The following is a 23,405-nucleotide window of genomic DNA, read 5'->3' as shown; positions in this document are numbered from 1 at the left end:
ACCCGGTCCCGGCGCTGTCGGTAGGGTCGAGGGGCGCCCCGGGACGTCAGTTGCGGCGGTACCGGACCTCGAGGAGCTCGGCGCCGCCGACGTCGTCGTAGCGCTCGACGCCGTCGGCCTGGAACCCGTGCCGGCGGTAGAAGTGGCGGGCTCGCTCGTTCGCGGCCAGCACCCACAGCGAGACGCGCGTGCGGTCGCCCACCTCGGACAGCACGGTGCGCATGAGGTCCCGCGCGACGCCGTGGCCCCACGTGCCGGGGTCGAGGTAGATGGAGTAGATCTCGCGGTCGCCGCGGTTCGCGTCCTCGTCGCGGGCCGGACCGACGGAGATGAAGCCGATGATCTGCCCGCCGGCCTCGGCGACCCAGGTCCGCACGCGGTCCTCGGCGCCGTGCGCGAGGTAGCCCTGCCAGTCTCGCGCGCGGGCGTCGACGTCGAGGCTCGCGAGGTAGTCGGCCGGGACGATGCCCGCGTACGCCTCCTGCCAGGACCGGACGTGGACGGCCGCGATGGCAGCGGCGTCGGCGGCTCCGGCGGCGCGGACGGTCACCTCGTCGAGCTGCTCCATCATGACGTCACCCTGCCACATGGTCCGGGCATGGCGAAGGCCCGCGAGGCGATTGCCTCGCGGGCCTTGCGACCGGTGGTGCGGCGGCGTCAGACGGCGCGCTGGACCTTGCCGGCCTTGAGGCACGAGGTGCACACGTTGAGGCGCTTCGGGGTGCCCGCGACGACGGCGCGGACGCGCTGGATGTTGGGGTTCCAGCGGCGCTTCGTGCGCACGTGCGAGTGCGAGATGCTGTGCCCGAAGCTCGGGCCCTTGGCGCAGACGTCGCAGTTGGCAGCCACGATCTTCTCCTGTGTTCTTGCGGTCGGTCCCGGCCCCGACGAGTCGGGACCGATGCGGGCACGTCGCGGGGACCGCGACGAAGTCGGTTGTCGGGACGCGTCCGTCACCGGGCCTGGGGGCGACCGGATCGGGGTCGACGGGCCGGTGTGGCCCGCGCGTCACCTGTGCCCGAGTCGTCGGGCAACCGGTCAAGACTAGCCCATGGCCCGCAGGCGACCCAAATGTGGGTGCGATGCGGCAGGGTGGGGCACCAGCAGCGGGACCTCGGGCCGCCCGCCGCCGGCGCGCGCGTGCGCCTCGGACCGACGCCCGGGCGGTGACCGGAGGGATGGACGTGCTCGACGCCGACGTGCTGCGCGCCTGGGCCGGCGGGGCCCGGACGGCGCTCGCGCTCGCGCGGCCCGCCGTCGACGCGGTCAACGTCTTCCCGGTCGCGGACGCCGACACCGGCACGAACGCGCTGCTGACGATCACCGGGGGAGCCGAGGCCGTCGCGGCGCTGCCCGCCGGGACCGACACGCTCGCCGTGGCGCGCGCGTTCGCGCGCGGCGCGCTGCTCGCCGCGCGCGGCAACTCCGGGGTCATCCTCAGCCAGTACCTGGCGGGCTTCGCCGACAGTCTGGCGGGTGCCGCGCCGTCGGACCCGTCGGTGCCGCTGCTCGCGGCCCCGGCGGCCCTGGCCGCGCCGGCGGCGTCGACCGCCCTGGCCGTCCCGGGCCCCGCGAAGCCGGCACCGCCGCACGTCGCCGGGCGTGACGAGCCCGCCCCGGACGTCGTCCGGGCGCTCGCGTCCGCGGCCACCGCGGCGCGGGCCGCGGTCGCCGAGCCGTCCGAGGGGACGGTCCTCACGCTGGCCGACACGGTCGCCGCGAGGGCCGCGTCCCTCGACCCGCGCCTCCCCGCCGCGACGGTGCTCGGCACCGTGCTCGACGACGCGCGCGCCGCGCTGGAGCTCATCAGCGCCGAGCACCCGGTCCTGCGGCGTGAGCACGTCCCCGACGCCGGGGCGTGTGCGCTCCTGGTGGTGCTCGACGCGCTGCACCGCGCGATGACCGGGACGCCCGAGCCGACGACGCCCGCGCCCTGGCTGCCGCCCGTCGAGCACCACGCGCACGCGGACCACGAGGGGAGCGGGGCCTTCGAGGTCATGCTGGTCGTGCGCGCGGACGCCGACGCGGACCTGGCCGGCCCGTTGCAGGCACGGCTGACGGAGGTCGGCGACTCGGTCGCGGTCGTCGGCGGGGACGGCGTCTGGCACGTGCACGTGCACACCGACGACCCGGCGGCCGCCATCGACGCGGCGGCGCTCGGTGCGCGCGAGCAGGCCGTCGTGCGGCTCGTCGACGCCCCGCACGGGCAGACCCTCGACGCGGAGCCCGAGGCCCGCTGGGGCCTCGTCGCGTGCACCGCCGCCCCGGCCCTGGCCGCCTGGTACGCGGCCGCGGGTGCGGTCGTGCTCGTCGTGCCGGACACGCCCGTCACCGCGACGCACGTCGCGCGGGCGGTCGCCGACACGGGAGCGTCCGACGTCGCGCTCCTGCCCGGGGGCGTCGTCGGGGCGGAGGCGCTCGCGGACCGGCCCGGCCCGGTCGTCGAGGTGCTCGACGCGGACGACGAGCTGCGCGTGGTCGTCGCGACCCTCGCGTTCGCGTCGTCCGCGTCGTCGTCCGGGACCGCGGCCGCGGTGCACGACGCGGTCCGCGCGCTGGGCCGGCTGCGGGTCGTCCGCGTCGACGAGGCGTCCGCGCTGCCCGCGGCCGTCGACGACGTGCTGACCGGGCCGGGCGGCGAGAGCCTCACCGTGCTCCACCGCGACCCGCTCGACGACGCGACGACCGCTCACGTCCACGCAGCGGCCGCGGCGCGCGGGCTCGAGCCGGTCGTCGTGGGGCCGACCCGGAGCGGGGCGGCGTTCTGGGTGGGGGTGGACTGATGGCACGGCGGGTGCAGGGCGGTCAGGGAGGGGTCCGGTACGTCGACGGCGTCGAGCCGCGCGGCGGGTACCTGGACTCCCCGGTGACGTCGGTCGCACCGCGCGCCGGCAAGCCGTTCGCGGCGCTCGGGATGCGGACCGTCGGCGACCTGCTGCGGCACTACCCGTTCCGGTACGCCGACCCCGGGACGCTCACCGACATCGCCAGCCTGCGCGTCGGGGACACCGTGACGGTCGTCGCGGACGTGCGGCAGGCCGTCGTGCGCCGGGCGCGGTCGACGAACGCGTCGCGGCTCGAGGTGCGGATCACCGACGGTCGCGCCGAGCTGCAGCTCATCTTCTTCGGCGGGGCGCGGCACCACGAGCGCCTGCTGGTCCCCGGGCGGCGCGGGCTGTTCACCGGGCAGATCTCCGCGTTCGGCGGGCACCTGCAGCTCGCGCACCCGACGTACGAGATGTTCGACGACGACGGCGAGGGCGAGCGGGTCGCCGTCGAGCGCGCCTCGTGGCCGCGGCCCGTCTACCGGGCCGGGTCGGGGCTCGACACGACGAAGATCGCGGCCGCCGTCCGCACGGTCCTCGGCACGCTGCGGGACGAGGACGTCGTCGACCCGGTCCCGCCCGGGCTGCGCGAGGAGCGCGGGCTCGCCGACCTGCACCGCACGCTGCGCGACCTCCACGAGCCGCACACCGCGGCCGACTGGCAGACCGCGCGCGACCGGCTGCGCTACGAGGAGGCGTTCGTCCTGCAGGCCGAGCTGGCGCGCCGACGTGCGCGCGCCGCCGCCGAGCCCGCGACCGCACGACCCCCGGTGAGCGACGGCCTGCGCGCGGCGTTCGACGCGCGGCTGCCGTTCACGCTCACCGCCGGGCAGCGTGAGGTCGGGGAGACGATCGCCGCCGAGCTCGCGCGACCCGTGCCCATGCAGCGGCTGCTGCAGGGCGAGGTCGGGTCCGGCAAGACGCTCGTCGCGCTGCGCGCGATGCTCCAGGTCGTCGACGGAGGCGGCCAGGCCGCGCTGCTCGCGCCGACCGAGGTGCTCGCCGCACAGCACGCCCGGTCGCTGCGCGCGCTGCTCGGCGACCTCGCGGAGGGCGGCATGCTCGGCGGCGCCGACACCGCCACGCGCGTCGTGCTGCTCACCGGGTCGCAGTCGACCGCGGCCCGCAAGGCCGCGCTGCTCGACGCGGCGAGCGGTGCCGCGGGGATCGTCGTCGGGACCCACGCGCTGCTGTCGGCGACCGTGCAGTTCGCCGACCTCGGGCTCGTCGTCGTCGACGAGCAGCACAAGTTCGGCGTCGAGCAGCGGGACACGCTGCGGGCCAAGGCGTCCACCAGCCCGCACCTGCTCGTCATGACGGCCACGCCCATCCCGCGGACCGTCGCGATGACCGTGTTCGGCGACCTCGAGACGTCGGTGCTCCGCGAGGTGCCCGCGGGTCGCAGCGGCGTCGTGACGCACGTCGTCCCCGCCGACAACCCCGTGTGGATGTCGCGCACCTGGGCGCGCGTGCGCGAGGAGGTCGACAAGGGCGGCCGCGCGTACGTCGTGTGCCCGCGCATCGACGGCGACGACGACCAGGGCGCCGACGACGCGGACCTCGTCCGCGAGGACGCGCCCGAGGACGACGCCGGGCCGACCGTCCCGCGGCGGCCGCTGCGCGCCGTGCTCGAGGTCGCCGCCGAGCTCGCCGAGGAGCCCGCGCTGTCCGGGCTCGGGGTCGGCGTGCTGCACGGGCGCATGCCGCCCGACGAGAAGGACCGCGCGCTCGCCGACTTCGCGTCGGGGCGAGTACCGGTCCTCGTGTCGACGACGGTCGTCGAGGTCGGCGTCGACGTCCCCGAGGCGACGGTCATGGTGATCCTCGACGCCGACAGGTTCGGCGTGTCGCAGCTGCACCAGCTGCGCGGCCGGATCGGGCGCGGCGCCGCTCCTGGTGTCTGCCTGCTCGTCTCGACCGCCGAGCCCGGGACCCCTGCGGCGGAGCGCGTGGACACGCTCGCGCGCACGTCCGACGGGTTCGCCCTCGCGAGCTTCGACCTCGAGCAGCGCGGCGAGGGCGACGTGCTCGGCGCGTCCCAGTGGGGCGGGTCCTCGTCGCTGCGTCTCCTGCGCGTCACGCGTGACGGTGACGTGATCGAGCAGGCGCGCCAGGACGCGCGCGCGCTGGTCGAGCGCGACCCGGACCTCACGTCGTGGCCCCCGCTGGACGACGCGATCCGCGCGCTGCTCGCGGGGGACCGCGAGGAGTTCCTCGACCGCGCCTGAGCGGACGTTCCACCGTGGACGACGGCGCCGACCACGGGCGGTGCGGCGTGCACGGGCGGGCGGTCTACCCTGGCGGGCGTGTCGAAGCCCGTCGTGCGCGCCCAGGACCTGGTAGTCGGCTACGGCGGGGCACCCGTGTGCGCGCCGGTCAGCTTCACCCTCGCCCCCGGGAAGGCGGTCGCGCTGGTCGGCGCCAACGGCTCGGGCAAGTCGACGGTGCTCAAGACGATCCTCGGTCTGCTCACGCCGGCGCAGGGCACGCTGCGCGTGTTCGGCGACCCGGTCGACGAGCGCGACGTGCTCTTCCGCACCCGGGTCGCGGCGGTGCTCGACGACGACGCGTACTTCCCGGCGCTCACCGTCGCGGAGCACCTGTACCTCACCGCGCGCGGCCACGGCGTGCTCGGTGCCGACGGCGTCGTCGACACGCTGCTCGACGAGTTCGGGCTCTCCGACCACCGTCGCGCGCTGCCCGTCGCGCTGTCCTCGGGCCAGCGCCGGCGGCTGCTCCTCGCCGCCGGGTTCGCGCGTCCACGATCGCTGCTGGTGCTCGACGAGCCCGAGCAGCGCCTCGACCGCGCGATGCGCGACCGGTTGGCCGACCGCCTGAACGTCGAGAAGCGCGACGGCGGCGCGGTGCTGCTCGCCACGCACGACCCCGACCTGGTGCGCGCGGTCGCCGACCGTGCCGTGGTCGTGTCGGACGACGTCAGCCGCGTGGTGGACCCGGCCGAGGCGGCCCGCGTCATCAGCCGGGAGAACCCGTGAGCGACGAGGCGGCGGTCGCGCCCTCCGACGTCGGCGAGGTCCCGTCCGCGCGCGCCATCCGCCGGTACACCGCGCACGCAGGCAACGCGCGCGGCGGCGCGAATCTCGGCTCGGTCCTGTCCGACGTCTACTACGCCGTGATCGCGGTCGGCGTCGGCGTGCTCGTCGCCCTCGGCGCGGCGCGCACCCTCCGGCTCGAGGTGCACCCGGCGTCGCACGTGGTCACAGGCTGGGCGCTCGACCTGTCGACCCTCGTCGCGGTCGTGCTCGTCGCGGGCGCCGGGGCGCTGCTGTCGGTCGCGGGTCGCCTCGGGCCCGTCGGGGCCGGTGGCGCGGAGGCGGCGTGGTGGCTGGGTCTGCCCGTCGACCGGCGGGGCCTGCTGCGCCCCGCGTCGCTGCGCCTGCCCGTCGTGGCCGGGCTCGTGGGCGGTGTGCTGGTCGCGGTGCTCGACGCAGGGCTGCTGGCCGAGTCCGGCGGCACCGTGAGCCGGGTCACCGTCGCCGCCGCGTTCGCGGCCGCCGCCGTCGTCCTGGTCGCCGCAGCCGCGCAGACCACGGGCACCGCGCGCCGCACACTCGCGCTCACGGGCGACCTCGTCGCGGTCGCGGCGCTCGCGGCGGCCGCCGTCCTGCTCGTCACCGATGTCCAGCTGCCGCCGCCCGCGCCCGGCTGGCCCGTCGTCGCGGTGCTCGCGGTGCTCGTCGTGGGGCTCGGCGTGCTCGTCGACCGCCGCCTGGCGCACATCCCGGAGCGGTCCCTGCGGGAGAGCGGCTCGGTCGCGGCCCAGGCGGTCGGCGCGGTCGTCTCGCTCGACTCGCGCGAGCTGGGGCGCGCGCTCACCGACGGCGCGCTGCCGTCCGCGCGTCGTCGCGTCAGCCGGCTGCGGACCGTCCGAGGTGCCGCGTCCGCGCTCGTCACCGCCGACCTCGTCGTGCTGCGGCGCTCGACCCGGCACCTCGTGCAGCTCCTCGTCGCGGCGCTCGTGCCGGCGATCGTCGTGGTCGTCCCGCAGCTCGCGTCCCCGTTCGGCGTCCTCATGGCCGTGCTGCTCTCCGGCTACGCCGCCGCGAGCGCCACCGGGGAGGGCGCGCGACGCGCCGAGATGGCCCCCGTCCTCGACCGGCTCCTGCCGCTCGAGGCGAAGACGGTCCGGCGGCTGCGCATGGTCGTGCCCGGCGTCGCGATGCTCGCGTGGTCGCTCCTGGCGTTCGCGGCCGTCGGCCTGTGGGCCGACCGGCTCGTCGGGTGGCTCGCCCTCGCGGTCGCCGCGACGCCGGTCTGGGCCGCCGCGGCCGTCCGGGCCGCGTACCGCTCGGCCCCGGACTGGTCGGGACCGCTCGTCTCGACGCCCATGGGTGCCCTGCCGGGCGGTGTCGCCGCGGTGCTCGCGCGCGGGCCCGACGTCGTCGTGCTCGGCCTGCTGCCCGTGTGGATCGCGATCCTCGTCGGCCGGACCGGGCCCGTGTTCCTCGCCGCGCAGGTGCTGTTCTCCGTGATCGCGGTGCTCGTCGCGTCGTCGGTCGAGACCCGACCGCTCATGGAGCGGATCATGGACGCGCAGGAGAACCCGCCCGAGAAGCCCGGGGCGCGCCGGTGACGCGCATCGTCGCCGGGGCCGCCGGCGGCCGCACGCTCCAGGTGCCGCGCCGCGGCACGCGGCCGACGAGCGAGCGCGTCCGCGAAGCGCTGTTCTCCCGGCTCGAGCACCTGGGCGTCGTGTCGGGCGCACGCGTGCTCGACCTGTACGCCGGCTCGGGTGCGCTCGGGCTGGAGGCCGCCAGCCGCGGCGCGGTGGCCGTGACACTGGTGGAGTCGTCGCGCGACGCCGCCGAGGTGTGCCGGCGGAACGTCGCGACGCTCGGCCTCCGCGACGTCACCGTGGCCGCCGAGCGGGCGGAGAAGTTCGTCCAGCGCCGGCCCGTCGCCCCGTGGGACCTCGTCCTCGTCGACCCGCCCTACGACGTCGCGGAGCCCGACCTCGGCAAGGTGCTGGCGGACGTCGCACCGGCCGTCGCCGACGACGGCGTGCTCGCCGTCGAGCGCTCGAGCCGCTCGCCCGAGCCGACGTGGCCCGCCGGGTGGGAGGGCGTCGAGCGTCGCGTCTACGGCGAGACCGTCGTCTGGTTCGGCGAGCGGACGCCTGCCGCGACGGACCCGAGCGATACCGCGGGCCCCGACGCCGCCGCGGGCACGCGCGCCGCGGCGGACGGGCTCGCGCCGCGCGTGGACGAGGACTGAACCGGCCGCGTCCGACGGGCGCGCGCGGGCCGTTCGCCTACCCTGGCCGGGTGACCACAGCCGTCTGCCCGGGATCCTTCGACCCCCTCACCCTCGGCCACGTGGACGTGGTGCGGCGTGCGCGGACGATGTTCGACGAGGTCGTCGTCGCCGTGGCGCGCAACTCGTCGAAGACGCCGCTCCTGACCGCCGACGAGCGCGTCGCGCTGGCCCGCGCGGCGCTCGCGGACCTCGACGGCGTGCGGGTCGAGGCGGTCGACGGCCTGCTCGCGGACTTCGTGCAGGAGCAGGGTGCGTCGGCGGTCGTGAAGGGCCTGCGCAGCGGCGCGGACTTCGACGCGGAGCTGCCCATGGCGCTCATGAACCGGCACCTGTCGGGCGTCGAGACGGTGTTCGTGGTCGGCGACCCGGCGCTCGCCCACGTGGCGTCGTCGCTGGTGAAGGACGTGGCCCGGTTCGGCGGGCCGATCGACGGCCTGGTGCCGGCCGAGGTCGGTGAGGCGGTGCGCGCGGCGCTCGCGCGGACGGGAGGGAGTGCACGATGACCGACGAGGACGCGACGACCCGGCCCGAGGGCCTCACGGGCGTGCTGGACGCGATCGCGGCGGCGGTGACGCAGGCCCGGGCCATGCCCATGTCGTCGTCCGTGCTCGTGAACCGCGCGGAGCTGCTGGACCTGCTCGACCAGGCGCGCGACGTGCTGCCCACGCAGCTCACGCGCGCGGACCAGGTGCTCGCGGACGCGGACGCCGCACGGGGCGAGGCGCGGGCGCAGGCGGACCGCATCATCGCCGAGGCGCGGCAGCGCGCGGACGAGCTCGTCGACTCGGAGGCCGTGGTCGTGGCGGCCCGCGAGCGGGCGCAGCAGATCGTGCGGGAGGCCGAGGAGTCGGCGACGGTCCTGCGGCGGGACGCGGACGACTACTGCGACCGCCGGCTGGCGGACTTCGAGATCGACCTCGGCAAGGTGCTGAGCCAGGTGCAGGCGGGTCGTGCGAAGCTCGCGGACCGCCTGGACGGTGGCGTGGACGACCGGTCGGAGGGCTCCGTCCTCTGAGCGGTCGTGCGCCGGCCGGCTGGCCGCTCGGCCCACCGGGCGAGCAGCCGTCCGACCGGTGCCGTCGGGCCAGGTCGGGCTGATTTGGGAGCGCCCGGTCGCGTGTCGTAGAGTTGGCGGTTGGTCCTGCCGGTCGTGGCGTGGACCGAGATCCAAGACGAGGGGACCTTCGGCCGTGCAGCGCCCTGTTCACCTCGATCCCCGTTCGCCGTTCGTGCTCGACACGCATGAGCTCGGCCGACGTCCGGGATCGACGCGGACCGTGCAGCTCACGGTCGGTGCCCCGGAGGATCTCGGGACCGACGTGATCGGCATCCGTCCTGGTACCGACATCGAGCTGGACCTCCGGCTCGAGGCGGTCATGGAGGGAGTCCTGGTCTCCGGATCCGTCCGTGGCCGGGCGGTCGGGGAGTGCGTGCGCTGCCTGGAAGAGGTCGTCGAGGACGTCGACGTCAGCCTCCAGGAGCTCTACGTCTACCCCGAGCGCGCCGCCGCTGCGGTCGAGGAGGGCGACGAGGACGAGGACGTGCGTGAGCTGGAGGGCGATCTGATCGACCTCGAGCCCGCGCTGCGGGACGTGGTGGTGCCGGCTCTGCCGTTCCAGCCGCTGTGCCGCCCCGACTGCCCGGGTCTGTGCTCCGAGTGCGGAGCTCGCCTGGCGGACGACCCTGACCATTCGCATGAGACGCTTGACCCTCGCTGGTCCGCCCTGAGCGGCCTGTCGAGCAAGGTCGACGAGACGAAAGAGAGCTAGCCGTGGCGGTTCCGAAGCGCAAGATGTCGCGCAGCAACACCCGTGCGCGTCGGTCGCAGTGGAAGACCACTGCCGCGACGCTGACCTCGTGCCCCGTCTGCAAGGCGGACAAGCTGTCGCACGCCGCGTGCCCGTCGTGCGGTGCGTACAACGGCCGTCGCTACGCCGAGGCCGTGCGCAGCGAGCACGAGGCCCGCTGACACCCTCGCTCGTCGCCGTGACGCACCTGACCGCCCTGTGACCGGGATGAGTGCCGCGGCCGACAGGCTCATCGAGAAGCTCGGGGTCCACCTGGACCCCGAGCTTCTCGTGCTGGCGCTGACCCACCGCTCGTTCGCGCACGAGGCGGGCGGCATCCCGACGAACGAGCGGCTCGAGTTCCTCGGCGACACCGTGCTCGGTCTCGTCGTGACCGAGTCGCTCTACCGCCGCCACCCCGACCAGCCCGAGGGCGCGCTCGCGAAGATGCGGGCCGCGACCGTCTCGCAGCGGGCGCTCGCGGGTGTCGCGCGTGACCTGGACCTGGGCGCGTTCGTGCTGCTCGGCAAGGGCGAGCTCGCGACCGGCGGGGCGGACAAGGACTCGATCCTGTCCGACACGCTCGAGGCGATCTTCGGCGCGGTGTACCTGTCGCACGGGCTCGAGACGGCCCGCACGGTCGTCGACCGGTTCGTCGGCCCGACGCTCGACGCCGCCGCGGGCCTCGGTGCGGGGCTCGACTGGAAGACGTCGCTGCAGGAGCTGTCCGCCGCGCTGGGCCTCGGGGCGCCGTCGTACGAGGTCGTCGGCGAGGGCCCCGACCACGCCCGGACCTTCACGGCGCGCGCCGTCCTCGCGGGCGAGGCGCGCGGCTCCGGCACCGGACCGGCGAAGAAGCTCGCCGAGCAGCACGCCGCCGAGGACGCCTACCGCACCCTGGAGGCGCTGGCCGCGCTCAGGCCGGCCGCCGACGGCGGACCCGACGGCCCCACGGGGGACGTGCCCGCCCCGGCCGACGACCCCGTCGTCGCCACCGCGGACGCGTCCGTCGAGGGCTGAGCCGCGTGCCGGAGCTCCCCGAGGTCGAGACCGTCCGCGACGGGCTCGCACGCCACGTGCTGGGCCGGACGATCACGGGTGTCGAGGTCCATCGCGACTACAGCGTGCGGCGGCACGTCGCCGGCCCCCTCGACTTCGGCGGGCGGCTCACGGGCCGGCGGCTGGACGCGGCGGTGCGGCGCGGCAAGTTCCTGTGGCTGCTGCTCGACGGCGAGGACGACGCGCTGCTGGCGCACCTCGGCATGAGCGGGCAGCTGCTCGTGCGCGACGCCGCGAGCCTCGACGAGGCAGCCCGCCACCCGCACCTGCGCGTGCGGCTCGGGTTTGACGACGGTTCGGCGCTCGACTTCGTCGACCAGCGGACGTTCGGCCACCTCAGCGTCCCGGACCTCGTGCCGACACCCGACGGTGCGCCCGGCGGCCTCGGCTCGGACCGCGCCGCGGTGCCCGAGCCCGTCGCGCACATCGCCCGTGACCTGCTGGACCCCGCGCTCGACCGCGCGCGCCTCGCCGAGGCCGTCCGCGCCCGCCGCACCGGGGTCAAGCGCGCGCTGCTCGACCAGACGCTCATCTCGGGTGTCGGCAACATCTACGCCGACGAGGGCCTGTGGCGGGCCCGGCTGCACTACGCGCGTGCGACGGACACGCTGCGCCGGGCTGAGGTCGAGCGCGCGCTCGACGGCGCGCACGAGGTCATGACGCAGGCGCTCGCGCAGGGCGGCACGAGCTTCGACGCCCTGTACGTCAACGTCAATGGGGCGTCGGGCTACTTCGACCGGTCGCTCGCCGTGTACGGGCAGGAGGGGCGGCCGTGCCCGCGCTGCGGAGCGCCCGTGCGGCGCGACGAGTTCATGAACCGCTCGTCGTACACGTGCCCGCGCTGCCAGCCGCGTCCCCGCAACGGCCGCTGGTGACGCCGCGCGGGTCCACGCCGCTCCGGCGTCGCGCGTGACTCGGCGCTCGGCGGCATCGTGCGGCGAGCGGTGACTCAGCGCTCGACGACGTTGCGCAGCGGACGCCCGGCCGCGAACGCGGCGTAGTTCTCCGCGACGAGCGCGGCCGCACCGACGGGTCGTCCGCCGGCCGCGTGCGGGCTCACCAGGATCCGCGGCTCGTCCCACAGCGGTGACGTCGCAGGCAGCGGCTCCTCCTCGAACACGTCGAGCGCGGCGCCCGCGAGCCGACCGGACCGGACGGCGTCGAGCAGGGCGTCCTCGTCGAGCGTCGCGCCCCGGCCGACGTTGACGACCCACGCGTGCGCGGGCAGCAGTCCCAGCACGTGCGCGTCGACGGCGTGCCGCGTCACGTCGGTCGCGGGCAGCAGGCTCACGAGCAGATCGGTGCGGGGGAGCAGGTCGGGCAGCGCGTCGACGGTGACGACGGGGAAGCCGTGCCGTTCACCGGCCCGCGTCGCGACCCCCGTGACCTCGGCTCCGAGGGCCGTGAGCAGCGGTGCGAGGCGGCCGGCGATCGAGCCGAAGCCCCAGACCGCCACGCGGGCGCCGTCGAGGGTGCGCAGCGCGTCGCGCGGCCGGACCGGCTGCACGCCGCCGAGGTCGGCGGCCCACCGGTGCTCGGCCTGCGCGCGGACCAGGTCGGGGAGGCGACGCACGACGGCCAGCACGAGCGCGAGCGTGTGCTCCGCGACGGGACCGTCGTGCAGGCCACGGCCCGACGTCACGGCGACGTCGGGCCCGAACCCGGCGGCGAGCACGGCGTCCGGTCCGGCGGCGAGCGTCTGCACCCAGCGCAGGTCCGGCAGCCGCTCGGCGCACGCCCGGAGGTTGTCGGCGCTGTTGCCCCACGCGACGAGGACCTGGGCGTCGAGCGCGTCGTCGGGCGGCGGCGCGTCGGGCGCGTACCGCACGACGCGCACGTCGTCGGGAAACGCGGGGGCGTCCTCCAGCGTGGTGGGCAGCAGAACCGTGATCACACCTGGATACGATGCCATCGTGCCGTCGATCAGCCAGCCGACGAGGTCGGGACCCATCACCGTCATGATCGTCGACGACCACGAGGTCGTCCGCCGCGGGATCGCCGAGGTCGTCGAGCGGACGGACGGCATGACCGTCGTCGCCGAGGCCGGGTCCGTGGGCGACGGCGTGCGTCGTGCGGGGCTCGTGCGCCCGCAGGTCATGCTCGTCGATCTGCAGCTGCCCGACGGCACCGGCATCGACCTGATGCGCACGGTGCGCGAGACGCAGCCCGAGGCCCGCGCGATCGTCCTCACGTCGTTCGACGACGACGACGCCCTGGCCGCGGCGCTCGAGGCCGGCGCTGCCGCCTACCTGCTGAAGTCGGTCCGCGGGGCCGAGATCACGGACGTCATCCGCGCGGTCGCCGCGGGTCGGACGCTCCTCGACGAGCGCACCGTGACGCGCCGCAAGGCCGGTCACGAGGACCCGACGGAGAACCTCACGCCGAGCGAGCTGCGGGTGCTCGACCTCATCGGCGAGGGCCTGTCGAACCGCGAGATCGCGGAGCGCCTGGGCGTCGCCGAGAAGACCGTCAAGAACCACATCACGTCGCTGCTGGCCAAGATGGGCCTGCAGCGCCGCACGCAGGTCGCGGCGTGGGTCGCGTCGCGCAAGCACGCCGGGTGGCGCGCCGAGCCGGGCCACTGACGCCTTCTGACCTGCGAGACCACCCTCGACGGGTGAGCCACCGCGCCGACGCACGTCGCTAGCGTCGCGAGCGGGCGGGGGAGGACGCTCCCGCACGACGGTGGGAGCGGCGCATGGCGGCGGACTCGCAGACCCGGGCACCGGCAGCGGCACGCGGCGGACCGCCGCCGCCCACCGTGATCACCTGGATCGCGCTCGCGTTCATGACGACGTCGAGCGTCGCGAGCCTGCGCGCGGCGCCCACCATGGCGGTGTACGGGCTCGCGGCGGTGTTCCTCTACGTCGTCCCGGCGATCGTGTTCCTGCTGCCGACGTCGCTCGTCTCGGCCGAGCTCGCGTCGGGGTGGTCCGGCGGCGTGTACCGGTGGGTCGCGGAGGGCATCTCGAAGCCCGCCGGGTTCCTCGCGGTGTGGTGCCAGTTCGCGATGACCCTCTTCTACTACCCGTCGCTGCTCGCCTACGTCGCGAGCACGTTCGCGTACGTCGTGAACCCGGCGCTCGCGTCGAACGGGCTCTACACAGCGATCGTCATCGTCGTCCTGTACTGGACCGGCGTGTGGGTGTCGTCGCAGGGCACCAAGGCGGTCGCCGGGCTGTCGTCGATGGGGCTCGTCATCGGCACCCTCATCCCGGGCGCGCTGCTCGTGCTGCTCGGCATGGTGTTCCTCGGGCAGGGGAACGCGTCGGCCGCGCCCATGGACGCCGAGCACCTGCTGCCCGCGTGGACCGGCATCGCGTCGCTCGTGCTCATCGTCAACAACTTCCTGTCGTACGCCGGCATGGAGATGAACGCTGTGCACGTGTCGAGCCTCAAGGAGCCGTCACGCGAGTTCCCGCGGTCGATGTTCCTCGCGATCGGGCTGGTCCTCGCGATCTTCATCCTCCCGGCGCTCGCGATCAGCTGGGTCATCCCCGCCGACGCGTTGTCGCTCACGGCGGGCGTCATGCAGGCGTTCGACGCGTTCTTCGCGCACTTCTCGATCCAGTGGCTCACGCCGATCGTCGGGCTCATGCTCATCGCCGCGTCGCTCGGCGGGATGCTCACCTGGCTGGCCGGGCCGTCGCGCGGGCTGCTCGTCGTCGCGCGCGAGGAGGGGTACCTGCCGCCGTTCCTGCAGCGGCTCAACGTGCACGGCGTGCAGCAGAACATCCTGGTGACGCAGGGCTTCCTCACGACCGTCATCGCGCTGCTCTACGCGTTCATCCCGGAGGTCTCGAGCGCGTACTGGATCTTCTCGGTCATGACGACGCAGGTGTACCTGATCATGTACCTGCTGCTGTTCGTCGCCGCGGTGAAGCTGCGCCGCCGGGCACCCGACCACCCGCGCGGCTACCGGGTCCCCGCGTTGACGCTCGTCTGCACCGTCGGGTTCGTCGCGTCGCTCGCGGCGCTGTTCATCGGGTTCGTGCCGCCCGCGCAGTTCTCCTCGGGCAACGGGCTCGTGTACGTCGCGATCGTCGGCGGCGGGCTCCTGCTCATCGGTCTGGTCGCGCCGTTCGCGTTCTACGCGTCGCGCAAGCCGTCGTGGCGCACCGCGACGGTCGACACCACCGCGGGGGAGGCGACGTGAGCCCGGTGGTGGCGGGTCGGCGCCGCTGGCCCGTCTACACCGCGTGGGGGCTCCTGCTCGTGGGTCTGCTCGCCGTCATGATCGTCGGCTTCGCGAACCGGCAGACCAACCAGGACGTGTCCGAGGCGGACGCCAAGGCCGCCGAGCTCGTCGCCGCGTTCGACGCCGCGGGGCTCGTCCCGCTCGACCAGGACGTCGTCGCCGACGTGCTCGGCAGCGACGGCGGGATCGTGTGCACCGACCCGGACGGTGCGCTCGCGATCGCCGCGCGACGCGCCGGTCTCGAGAACGGTGCCGCCGGGCCCGGCATGCGCGCGTCGGCGTTCCCGCAGGACCTGCTCACCGCCGGCCGGCTCGTGCTCGAGACGTACTGCCCCGACGTGGTCGACGACTACGACGACTTCGTCGGGTCCCTCGACGTGCACGACGGGACGACGACCAGTGGCTGACGCCCCCGCCGTCGCCGACGTCCGCCGCGCCGTCGCGGTGCTCATGCCGCGTGCGCTCGACGACCTCGCCGCGCTCGTCGCGATCCCGTCGGTCGCCGACGACCGGCTCTTCCCGCGGGCCGAGTGCGAGCGCGCCGCCGCCTGGGTCGCCGACGCGCTGCGCGCCGAGGGGATCGACGACGCGCGGCCCGTGCCCACGCCCGACGGGTCGTCGACCGTGCTGGGGCACCGCGCCGGCCCCGCGGGCACGCCGACGGTGCTCCTCTACGCGCACTACGACGTCCAGCCGCCGCTGCGCGACGAGGCGTGGCTGTCGCCGCCGTTCACCCTCACGCCGCGCGACGGGCGGCTCTACGGGCGCGGAGCCGCGGACTGCAAGGGCAACGTCGTCGCGCACCTCACGGCGCTGCGGGCGCTGCGGCAGCTGCTCGGCGAGCTGCCCGTCGGTGTGCGGGTCGCGATCGAGGGGTCCGAGGAGCAGGGCACCGGCGGTCTCGAGGAGTACGTGCGTGCGCACCCGGAGCACTTCGCGGCCGACGCGGTGCTCGTCGCGGACACCGGCAACGCGACGCTCGGACGCCCGACGCTCTGCGTGTCGCTGCGCGGCGCGACCAACGTCGTCGTGCGCGTCGAGACCATGGCGGGCGAGGTGCACTCGGGGATGTTCGGCGGCGCCGCGCCCGACGCCCTCGCCGCGCTCGTCGCGATCCTCGCGACGCTCCGCGACGCGCAGGGCGGCACCACCGTGCGAGGGCTCGACGCGACCGGCACGTGGGACGGCGTCGCCTACGACGCCGAGCAGTTCCGGCACGACGCGGGCGTGCTCGCCGACGTCCGGCTGCTCGGCGGTGCGAGCGTCGCCGACACGCTGTGGGCGCGCCCGGCGGTCACCGTGCTCGGCCTCGACGCACCGCCCGTCGTGGGGTCCGCCGCCGCCGTGCAGCCCCGCGCCGCGGCGCGGCTCAACCTGCGGGTCCCGCCCGGGACCGACGCCCGCAACGCCCGCGACGCGCTGGTCGCGCACGTGCTCGACGTCGCACCGTGGGGTGCGCGCGTCACGGTCGAGACGGAGCCCGTCGGGCAGCCGTTCCGCGCGCGCACCGACGGGCCCGTGTTCGCGACCCTGTCGCAGGCGCTCGCGGACGCGTTCGACGCGCCCACCGTCACCGCGGGGCAGGGCGGCTCGATCCCCCTGTGCAACGTCTTCGCCGAGACGCTCCCGGACGCCGCCGTCGTCCTGCTGGGCGTCGAGGAGCCGGCGTGCCTCATCCACGCGCCGAACGAGTCCGTCGACCCGCGGGAGATCGAGCGGCTGGCCGTGGGGGAGGCGCTGTTCCTCGCGCGCCTCGCCGACCGCTCGCACTGACGACCTGGTCGATCCGCGGGGCACGGGTCGACCAGGGTGGGCGTCAGGCGAGCGGAGCCTGCCAGGTCAGGAGCGTGCCGCGGCCGTCGGGCGACGCGCCGAGCGTGAACGACCCGCCGTGCTGCCGGGCGCGCGACGCCAGGTTGCCGGTGCCCGAGCGGCGGTCGCGACGCTCCGGCAGGCCGGTGCCGTCGTCCTGGACCTCGACGAGCACACGCCCGAGCGGGCCCGTGCCGTTGACGGAGATGCGGACGGTGACCGACGACGCGTGCGCGTGCCGCGCCGCGTTGGCGAGCCCCTCGCGCACGACCGCCACGACGTCGTCCGTCAGCTGCTGGCCGACACGGTCGTCGAAGCGGTCCTCCTCGAACGGGTCGTCGGACAGGCCGCTGCCGTCGAGCGACAGGAGGACCGACGGCGCGAAGCCCAGACCGGTGCGCGCGAGCGACGCCTCGCGCCGCAGCCGCTCGACCAGGCCCGTCGCGGCGTCGGGGTCGCGCAGCGCGTAGACGATCTCGCGGATCTGCCGCACGGAGGAGTCGACGTTGTCGAGCGCGTCGTCGACGATGCTCAGCAGCTCGCTCGGGTCGACGCCGCGCGCCGCCCGACGCTTGACCGTCTCGAGCTGCATGCCGGTCGCGAAGAGCTGCTGGATCGCGAGGTCGTGCAGGTCGCGCGCGATGCGCTCGCGCTCGTCGAGCAGGGCCGCGACGTCCTGCGCGTGCCGCGCCTCGGCGAGCACGTACGCGAGGGCCGCCTGCGAGGCGAACGACTCGGCGGTCGCGAGGTCGCCGTCCTCGAACGGCGGCTCGCCGATGCGGCGCAGCAGGATGAGCACGCCCACGCCGCGGCCGGACGTCTGCATCGGTGCGTACATCGCGGACCCGAACGCGCGCATCGCGGGCACCTTGACGCTGCGGGACTGCGACAGCGACGGCGTGAGCAGGCCCTTGCCCTCGGTCATCACGGTCCACGCGCGACCGCCCTCCGGCATGACCGTGCCCATGAGCTTGTCGGCGTCGTGCCCGTCGACGAGCTCGATGAGGAGCCGGCCGCCGAGCCCGGGCAGCGCGAGGGCCGCGGTGTCGGCGTGCGCGACCTCACGGGCGGTCGCGGCGATGTGCTCGAGCGCCTCCTCCTCGTCGATGCCCTCGAGCAGCATGGTCGTGATGTCCTGCCCGGCGCGCAGCCAGTGCTCGCGGCGCGACGACTCGGCGTAGAGCTGCGCGTTCGCGACGGCCACGCCGGCCGCCGCGGCGAGCGAGATGACCGTGCTCTCGTCGCCGTCGGTGAAGCCGCCCTCCTTCTCGGACAGGTAGAGCTGGCCGTAGATGCGCTCGCCCGTGCGCACGGACGCGCCGAGGAACGAGCCCATCGGCGGGTGGTCCTTCGGGAAGCCACGGAACGCCGGGTGGTGCGTGAGGTCGTCGAGGCGCAGCGCACCCTCGATCGGGATCTGGCCGAGCACACCGAGGGCGTGGGGTGCGGTGCCGAGCATGCGGGCGACGGCGGTCGGCACGCCCGCGTAGACGAAGGTCGTCGACGTGCCGGTGGGGTCGAGGACGTTGATCGCCGCGTACCGGGCGCCCGTGAGCTCGGCGCTGACCTGCACGAACCGGTTGAGGACCGACGGCAGGTCGAGCTGCGCGGCGACCGACAGGATCGCGTCGAGCAGGTCCGCCACACCGTCGCCGGTGAGGTCGACGATCTCCTCGGAGTGGACCTCGCTCAGCACGCCGCGCGCGAACGGCGTCCCGACCACGGGACGCTCCACGGGCGGACGCTCAGCCATGCGTCGCGCCGCCGACCTGCCCCACGCGGGATCGCGCACCCTCGCCCTCCCCGGCGTCGCCCTGCTCGCTGTCCAGGGCCACACGGTAGCCCGGGACCCGCGCGAGCAGGTCGTCGTGGGAGCCGCGCGCCGCGACGGCGCCGTCCTCGAGCCACAGCACCTCGTCCACGTCCGCCAGCGCCGACACGCGGTGCGTGACGAGCAGCACGCCGCGCCGGCCGGTGCGTGCCTCGTCGAGAAGCGTGCCGACCAGGCGGTCCGCGGTCGCCGCGTCGAGGTGCTCGGCGGGCTCGTCGACGAGCACCAGGGGTGCGGGTGCGAGCAGCGCGCGTGCGAGGAGCAGGCGGCGACGCTCGCCACCGGACACCGTGCGGGCGTCCGGGCCGACGAGCGTGTCGAGGCCCTCGGGGAGACTCGCGAGCCACGGGCCGAGCCCGACGCGGTCGAGCGTGGCGCGGGCCTCGTCCGGGGTCACGTCACCGCGGGCGACGCGCAGGTTCTCGAGGACGGTCGTCCCGAAGACGTGCGCGTCCTCGGTCACCGCGACCACGGCGGCCGCGACGTCGGCGCGCGCGAGCCCTCCGACGTCGGCGCCGTCGAGCGTGACCGCGCCCGCGGCCGGCGGCAGCAGGCCGGCGAGCGAGAGCAGCGTGGTCGTCTTGCCGGTGCCGCTCGGGCCCACGACCGCGACCGACCGGCCGCGGCGCAGCGTGACGTCGAGCCCGCGCACGACGTCGGGACCGCCGGGCCACGCGCACGTCACGCCCCCGGCGCGCAGCACCGGGTCCGCCGCCGCCGCGTCCCGGACGTCGGCCGCGGGGGGCGCGTCCGCCGTCGACGAGACCGTGGCATCCCCGCGGAGGTCCGCTGTCGCGTGGCCCGTCCCGCGGGACGACGTCCCTGGGGCGGCGCCGGCCGCGGTCGGCGCGGTCGCTGCGGACTGCTTCTGCGGACCGGCGGGGTCTCCGGCGTCGTCCAGCAGCGCGAGGATGCGCGCGGCCGCCGCACGCGACCGCTGGACCTGGATCGCGGCGGCGGGCAGCAGCGACGTGGCCTCGAACGCCGCGAGCGGTGTCAGCACGACCACCGCGAGCTCGACGGGCGCGAGCAGCCCGGCACCGACGGCGGGCACACCCGTCACGAGCGCCGCGAGCACCGCGAGCCCGACCGCGAGCTGCCCGACGGCGGCGGCCGCGGCCGCGGGCCGGGCACCGGCGTCCGCCGCGGCCGTGACCCGTGCGTGGGCGGCGGTGAGCGTCGCACGCTCCGCGGAGGCGCGTCCGGCCACGGCGAGCGGGCCGGCGTCGTCGAGCAGGCCGAGCGCGGTCGCGGACAGGTCGGCACGCGCGTCGGCGGCGCGCCGCTCGGTGGTGCGGGACGCGCGTGCGGCGAGCGCGGGGGCGACGACACCCGCGAGGAGCAGGCACCCGGCCAGCGCGAGCCCGGCGGGCACCCAGAACGCGCACATCGCGACGACGGTCCCGACGCCCAGGCACACCGCGACGGCGGCAGGCAGCAGCCCGCGGACCACGACGTCGCCGACGGTGTCGACGTCCGCACCCACACGGGCGAGGAGGTCGCCGCGACGCACCCCGGCGAGCGCGGCGGTCCGCCCGGCGGCGAGCCGCTCGTAGAGCGTCGTGCGCACGTTCGTCATGCCACGCAGCGCGACGTCGTGCGACACGAGGCGCTCGAGGTAGCGCAGCACGCCACGTCCGATGCCGAAGGCGCGCACGGCGACGGTCGCGACGGACAGCTGCAGGACGGGCGGCATCTGCGACGCGCGCGCGATGAGCCACGCGGACGCCGCGGCCAGCGCGACCGCGCAGCCCAGCGCGAGCGTGCCGAGCAGCGTCGCGAGCGCGACGCGGCGCAGGTCGACGTCGAGGAGCCGGACGGCCCGGCGCAGGGTGCCGCGGGGCTCGCGGGCGCTCACGCGACCACCTGCCCGGCCGTCGATCGGACCGGCACGACGACGTCCGCGCACCCCGCGAGCGACGCCCGGTGCGCGACGAGCACGACCGTGCGTCCCTCGGCGCGCAGCGCCCGGACGGTGTCGAGCACGACCTGCTCACCGGACGCGTCGAGGTGCGCGGTCGGCTCGTCGAGCACGACGAGCGGGGCGGGGGAGAGCAGCGCGCGCGTGAGCGCGACGCGCTGGCGCTGCCCGACGCTCAGGCCGACCCCACCGCGGCCGAGCGAGGTGCTCCAGCCCGCCGGGAGCGTCGCGAGCACCTCGTCGAGACCCGTGAGCGCGGCGGCGCGAGCACGCGACGCGTCGTCACCGCCGACGACGTCGGCGACCGATCCGGGCTCGAGCACGGGCCGCTGCGGCAGCCACGTGACCTGCGACCAGAACGTGTCCCGGTCGACGTCCGCGAGGTCGACCGGCCCGTCCGGACCGTCGAGCACCACGCGGCCCTCGTCGGGCGGCAGCAGGCCGAGCAGCACGTCGACGGCCGTGGACTTGCCCGCACCGCTGGGGCCCGTGAGCGCGACGACGGTGCCGGGCCGCACGACGAGGTCGAGCGCGGCGGGCGCGAGGCCGTCCGCCGTGGTGACGCCGACGCCGTCGAGCCGCAGCGTCGTCGACGCGAGATCGGGGGCGGTCCGCGTCCCGCGGGCGGGCGCCGGCTCGTCGAGCAGCGTGAACGCCTGCTCGGCGGCGGCCACCCCGTCGACGGCCGCGTGGTACTGCGCGCCGACCTGGCGCAGCGGCAGGAACACCTCGGGTGCCAGGATCAGCACCGCGAGGCCGGTGACGAGGTCGAGGTGACCCTCGACGAGCCGCAGGCCGATCCCGACGGCGACGAGCGCGACCGACAGCGTGGTCAGCAGCTCGAGCACCATGCCCGACAGGAACGCGATGCGCAGCGTGCCCATGGTGGCGCGACGGTGCGCGTCGCCCAGCGCCCGGACGCGGGCCGCGGGGCCGCGCTCGCGGCCGAGCGCCTGGAGCGTGGGCAGCCCGGCGACCAGGTCGAGCACCTGCGCGCCGAGCCGCTGCATCGTCGCGAGCCCGCGCTCGGAGCGGCCCTGCGTGAGGCGCCCGACGAGGACCATGAAGACCGGGACCAGCGGGATCGTGCCGACGAGGATCGCGGCGGAGACCCAGTCGAGCCCGAGGACGACGAGCAGCGTGCCGGGCGTGACGGTCGCGGCGAGCACGAGCTGCGGCAGGTACCGCACGAAGTACGGCTCGAGCGCGTCCAGCCCGCGCGTCACGAGGGTGACGAGCGCGGGTCCGTGCCCCGCGGCGAGGTGCCGGGGGCCGAGGTCGACCGCGCGCTCCACGACCGCGTCCCGCAGCTCGCCGACCGCCCGGGTGGCGGCGCGGTGGGCGTACCGCTCCTGCAGGCCGGTCACGAGCACCCGCGCGGCGACGACGGCCGCGAGGCCCGCGACGAGCGGCGCGATCGCGTCGAGCGTCGCGCCGTCGTGCACCGCGCGGCCGAGCGCGCGGGCGAGCAGCAGCGCCTGCGCGACGACGAGCGCCGCCGTGAGGACCCCGAGGCCTGCGGTCAGCGCGACGTAGCCGCGTGCGCTGCGCGCGTACCGCAGGAGCCGGGGGTCGAGCGGGCGCACGTCAGCGCGGCTCCGCGCCGTCGGCCGGCACGTCGTCCTCGCGCCCCGCACCGACCGACGCGGGGACGGACTCGCGGTTCCTCGCGAACGTGAGCCCCGTGTGCGCGGGGATCTGGTGGCCGCTGATGCGCTTCCGGAACACCCAGTACGTCCAGCCCTGGTACAGCAGCACGAGCGGCGTGAGGAACACGGCGACCCACGTCATGACGGTGAGCGTGTAGTCGGTGGACGACGCGTTGTCGACGGTGAGCGAGTTCGCCGGGTCGAGCGCGGGCATCACGTCGGGGTACATGGATCCGAAGATCAGGACGACGACGGCGACGATCGCGACGGCGGACGCGACGAACGCCTGCCCCTCGCGTCGCGCCCGCGTGGCGACGACCAGGGCGACGAGCGCGAGCGCCGCGACGACGACCGCGGCCCACGTCCACGCGACCGAGTACGCGAGCTGCGCCCAGACCGCCCAGACGGCGCCGACGGCGAGCGTCGCGACGGACGCCTTCGCGGCGAAGGCGCCGGCGCGGACCCGCACGTCGCCGTCGGACTTGAGCGCGAGGAACACGGCGCCGTGCGTGAGGAAGACGAGCGCGGTGACCGCGCCGCCGAGCAGCGCGAACGGGTTGAGCAGCGCGAAGAACCCGCCGACGTACTGGTGGTCGGCGTCGAGCTGGACGCCGCGGACGAGGTTCGCGAACGCGACGCCCCACAGCACGGCCGGCACCCACGACCCGACGATCAGCGCGCGGTCGGCCCAGGCGCGCCAGCGGTCGTCGTCGATCTTGCCGCGCCACTCGAACGCGACGACGCGGACGATGAGCGCGAGCAGGATGAGCAGCAGCGGCAGGTAGAACCCGGAGAACAGCGTCGCGTACCACTCGGGGAAGGCCGCGAACGTCGCACCGCCCGCGGTGAGCAGCCACACCTCGTTGCCGTCCCACACGGGCCCGATCGTGTTGATCATGACGCGGCGGTCCCGGTCCTTCGCCGCTCGGTCGCCCCGGTTCAGGATGCCGAGCAGCATCCCGACACCGAAGTCGAACCCCTCGAGCAGCAGGTAGCCGGTCCAGAGCACGGCGATGAGCAGGAACCAGACGGTCGACAGGTCCATG

The 23,405-nt window shown here is 75.7% G+C and carries 22 protein-coding genes; 15 read left to right on the top strand and 7 right to left on the bottom strand.

The window, feature by feature from the left end; translation table 11 throughout:
* Window positions 1–46: 46 nt before the first annotated feature.
* Together GXP71_RS09435 and rpmB are read right to left on the bottom strand one after the other, a co-directional pair.
* Window positions 47–571: a GNAT family N-acetyltransferase gene (locus GXP71_RS09435; RefSeq protein WP_162352444.1), complete on the bottom strand. Its 525-nt coding sequence runs from the start codon at window positions 569–571 to the stop codon at window positions 47–49.
* 86 nt (window positions 572–657) lie between these two features.
* A complete protein-coding gene (gene rpmB, locus GXP71_RS09430) occupies window positions 658–849 on the bottom strand; it encodes a 50S ribosomal protein L28 (protein WP_029289091.1) in 192 nt (63 codons plus the stop codon).
* 329 nt (window positions 850–1,178) lie between these two features.
* On the opposite strand from rpmB, the gene GXP71_RS09425 reads away from it, so the two are divergent.
* From GXP71_RS09425 to mutM, 11 genes are all read left to right on the top strand, one after another.
* The gene (locus tag GXP71_RS09425; protein ID WP_162352443.1) at window positions 1,179–2,783 is read left to right on the top strand and encodes a DAK2 domain-containing protein; all 1,605 of its coding nucleotides are present in this window, start codon (window positions 1,179–1,181) and stop codon (window positions 2,781–2,783) included.
* A complete protein-coding gene (locus GXP71_RS09420; RefSeq protein ID WP_202924354.1) occupies window positions 2,783–5,053 on the top strand; it encodes an ATP-dependent DNA helicase RecG in 2,271 nt (756 codons plus the stop codon). Before GXP71_RS09425 ends, GXP71_RS09420 begins: the two co-directional genes overlap by 1 nt.
* Window positions 5,054–5,131: 78 nt before the next feature.
* Complete coding sequence (locus GXP71_RS09415; protein WP_124344189.1) at window positions 5,132–5,821, top strand: ABC transporter ATP-binding protein; 690 nt, start codon at window positions 5,132–5,134, stop codon at window positions 5,819–5,821.
* Window positions 5,818–7,419, top strand: a complete 1,602-nt coding sequence (locus GXP71_RS09410) for a DUF6297 family protein (protein WP_162352442.1) — start codon at window positions 5,818–5,820, stop codon at window positions 7,417–7,419. Before GXP71_RS09415 ends, GXP71_RS09410 begins: the two co-directional genes overlap by 4 nt.
* Window positions 7,416–8,060, top strand: coding sequence for a 16S rRNA (guanine(966)-N(2))-methyltransferase RsmD (rsmD, locus tag GXP71_RS09405; RefSeq protein ID WP_162352441.1), 645 nt, complete (start codon window positions 7,416–7,418; stop codon window positions 8,058–8,060). The genes GXP71_RS09410 and rsmD overlap by 4 nt, the downstream gene beginning before the upstream one ends.
* Before the next feature lie 50 nt (window positions 8,061–8,110).
* Entirely contained in the window at window positions 8,111–8,605 is a 495-nt protein-coding gene (gene coaD / locus GXP71_RS09400) for a pantetheine-phosphate adenylyltransferase (RefSeq protein WP_162352440.1), read from the top strand.
* Window positions 8,602–9,117, top strand: coding sequence for an ATP synthase F0 subunit B (locus GXP71_RS09395; protein ID WP_162352439.1), 516 nt, complete (start codon window positions 8,602–8,604; stop codon window positions 9,115–9,117). The genes coaD and GXP71_RS09395 overlap by 4 nt, the downstream gene beginning before the upstream one ends.
* Window positions 9,118–9,292: 175 nt before the next feature.
* Complete coding sequence (locus GXP71_RS09390; protein WP_162354280.1) at window positions 9,293–9,871, top strand: DUF177 domain-containing protein; 579 nt, start codon at window positions 9,293–9,295, stop codon at window positions 9,869–9,871.
* Between the two features lie 2 nt (window positions 9,872–9,873).
* Complete coding sequence (gene rpmF, locus GXP71_RS09385) at window positions 9,874–10,071, top strand: 50S ribosomal protein L32 (RefSeq protein WP_162352438.1); 198 nt, start codon at window positions 9,874–9,876, stop codon at window positions 10,069–10,071.
* A gap of 46 nt (window positions 10,072–10,117) precedes the next feature.
* A complete protein-coding gene (gene rnc / locus GXP71_RS09380; RefSeq protein ID WP_162352437.1) occupies window positions 10,118–10,909 on the top strand; it encodes a ribonuclease III in 792 nt (263 codons plus the stop codon).
* Between the two features lie 5 nt (window positions 10,910–10,914).
* Window positions 10,915–11,823: a bifunctional DNA-formamidopyrimidine glycosylase/DNA-(apurinic or apyrimidinic site) lyase gene (mutM, locus tag GXP71_RS09375; protein ID WP_162352436.1), complete on the top strand. Its 909-nt coding sequence runs from the start codon at window positions 10,915–10,917 to the stop codon at window positions 11,821–11,823.
* Window positions 11,824–11,897: 74 nt separating this feature from the next.
* Here mutM and GXP71_RS09370 read toward each other — a convergent pair whose 3' ends face one another.
* Complete coding sequence (locus GXP71_RS09370) at window positions 11,898–12,899, bottom strand: phosphoglycerate dehydrogenase (RefSeq protein ID WP_238402701.1); 1,002 nt, start codon at window positions 12,897–12,899, stop codon at window positions 11,898–11,900.
* Window positions 12,900–12,906: 7 nt separating this feature from the next.
* Between GXP71_RS09370 and GXP71_RS09365 the strand changes: the two genes are divergently transcribed.
* From GXP71_RS09365 to GXP71_RS09350, 4 genes are all read left to right on the top strand, one after another.
* Entirely contained in the window at window positions 12,907–13,533 is a 627-nt protein-coding gene (locus tag GXP71_RS09365; protein ID WP_162354278.1) for a response regulator transcription factor, read from the top strand.
* Window positions 13,534–13,646: 113 nt separating this feature from the next.
* On the top strand, window positions 13,647–15,104 hold the full coding sequence (locus GXP71_RS09360) for an APC family permease (protein ID WP_162352435.1): 1,458 nt from the start codon (window positions 13,647–13,649) through the stop codon (window positions 15,102–15,104).
* Window positions 15,101–15,553, top strand: a complete 453-nt coding sequence (locus GXP71_RS09355; RefSeq protein ID WP_162352434.1) for a hypothetical protein — start codon at window positions 15,101–15,103, stop codon at window positions 15,551–15,553. The genes GXP71_RS09360 and GXP71_RS09355 overlap by 4 nt, the downstream gene beginning before the upstream one ends.
* The gene (locus GXP71_RS09350; RefSeq protein WP_238402700.1) at window positions 15,546–16,919 is read left to right on the top strand and encodes a dipeptidase; all 1,374 of its coding nucleotides are present in this window, start codon (window positions 15,546–15,548) and stop codon (window positions 16,917–16,919) included. Before GXP71_RS09355 ends, GXP71_RS09350 begins: the two co-directional genes overlap by 8 nt.
* A gap of 43 nt (window positions 16,920–16,962) precedes the next feature.
* Here GXP71_RS09350 and GXP71_RS09345 read toward each other — a convergent pair whose 3' ends face one another.
* Genes GXP71_RS09345 through cydB form a run of 4 tightly spaced genes read right to left on the bottom strand, consistent with a single transcriptional unit; the run spans window position 16,963 to window position 23,404 of the window.
* Window positions 16,963–18,693 carry a GAF domain-containing protein gene (locus GXP71_RS09345; protein WP_370521002.1) on the bottom strand — a complete coding sequence of 577 codons (1,731 nt, stop codon included), beginning with the start codon at window positions 18,691–18,693 and terminating at the stop codon, window positions 16,963–16,965.
* Between the two features lie 10 nt (window positions 18,694–18,703).
* Window positions 18,704–20,647 (bottom strand): amino acid ABC transporter ATP-binding/permease protein, encoded by a 1,944-nt coding sequence (locus GXP71_RS09340; RefSeq protein ID WP_162352432.1) that lies wholly within the window; start codon window positions 20,645–20,647, stop codon window positions 18,704–18,706.
* Window positions 20,644–22,296 carry a thiol reductant ABC exporter subunit CydD gene (gene cydD, locus GXP71_RS09335; protein WP_162352431.1) on the bottom strand — a complete coding sequence of 551 codons (1,653 nt, stop codon included), beginning with the start codon at window positions 22,294–22,296 and terminating at the stop codon, window positions 20,644–20,646. Before cydD ends, GXP71_RS09340 begins: the two co-directional genes overlap by 4 nt.
* A 1-nt stretch (window position 22,297) precedes the next feature.
* Window positions 22,298–23,404, bottom strand: a complete 1,107-nt coding sequence (gene cydB, locus GXP71_RS09330) for a cytochrome d ubiquinol oxidase subunit II (protein ID WP_238402699.1) — start codon at window positions 23,402–23,404, stop codon at window positions 22,298–22,300.
* Window position 23,405: the final 1 nt, after the last annotated feature.

Source organism: Cellulomonas sp. H30R-01 (genome assembly GCF_010119915.1).
Lineage (GTDB): Bacteria > Actinomycetota > Actinomycetes > Actinomycetales > Cellulomonadaceae > Cellulomonas > Cellulomonas algicola.
The sequence above is the reverse complement of the archived record's forward strand: the minus strand, read 5'-3'. Positions and strand labels throughout refer to the sequence as shown.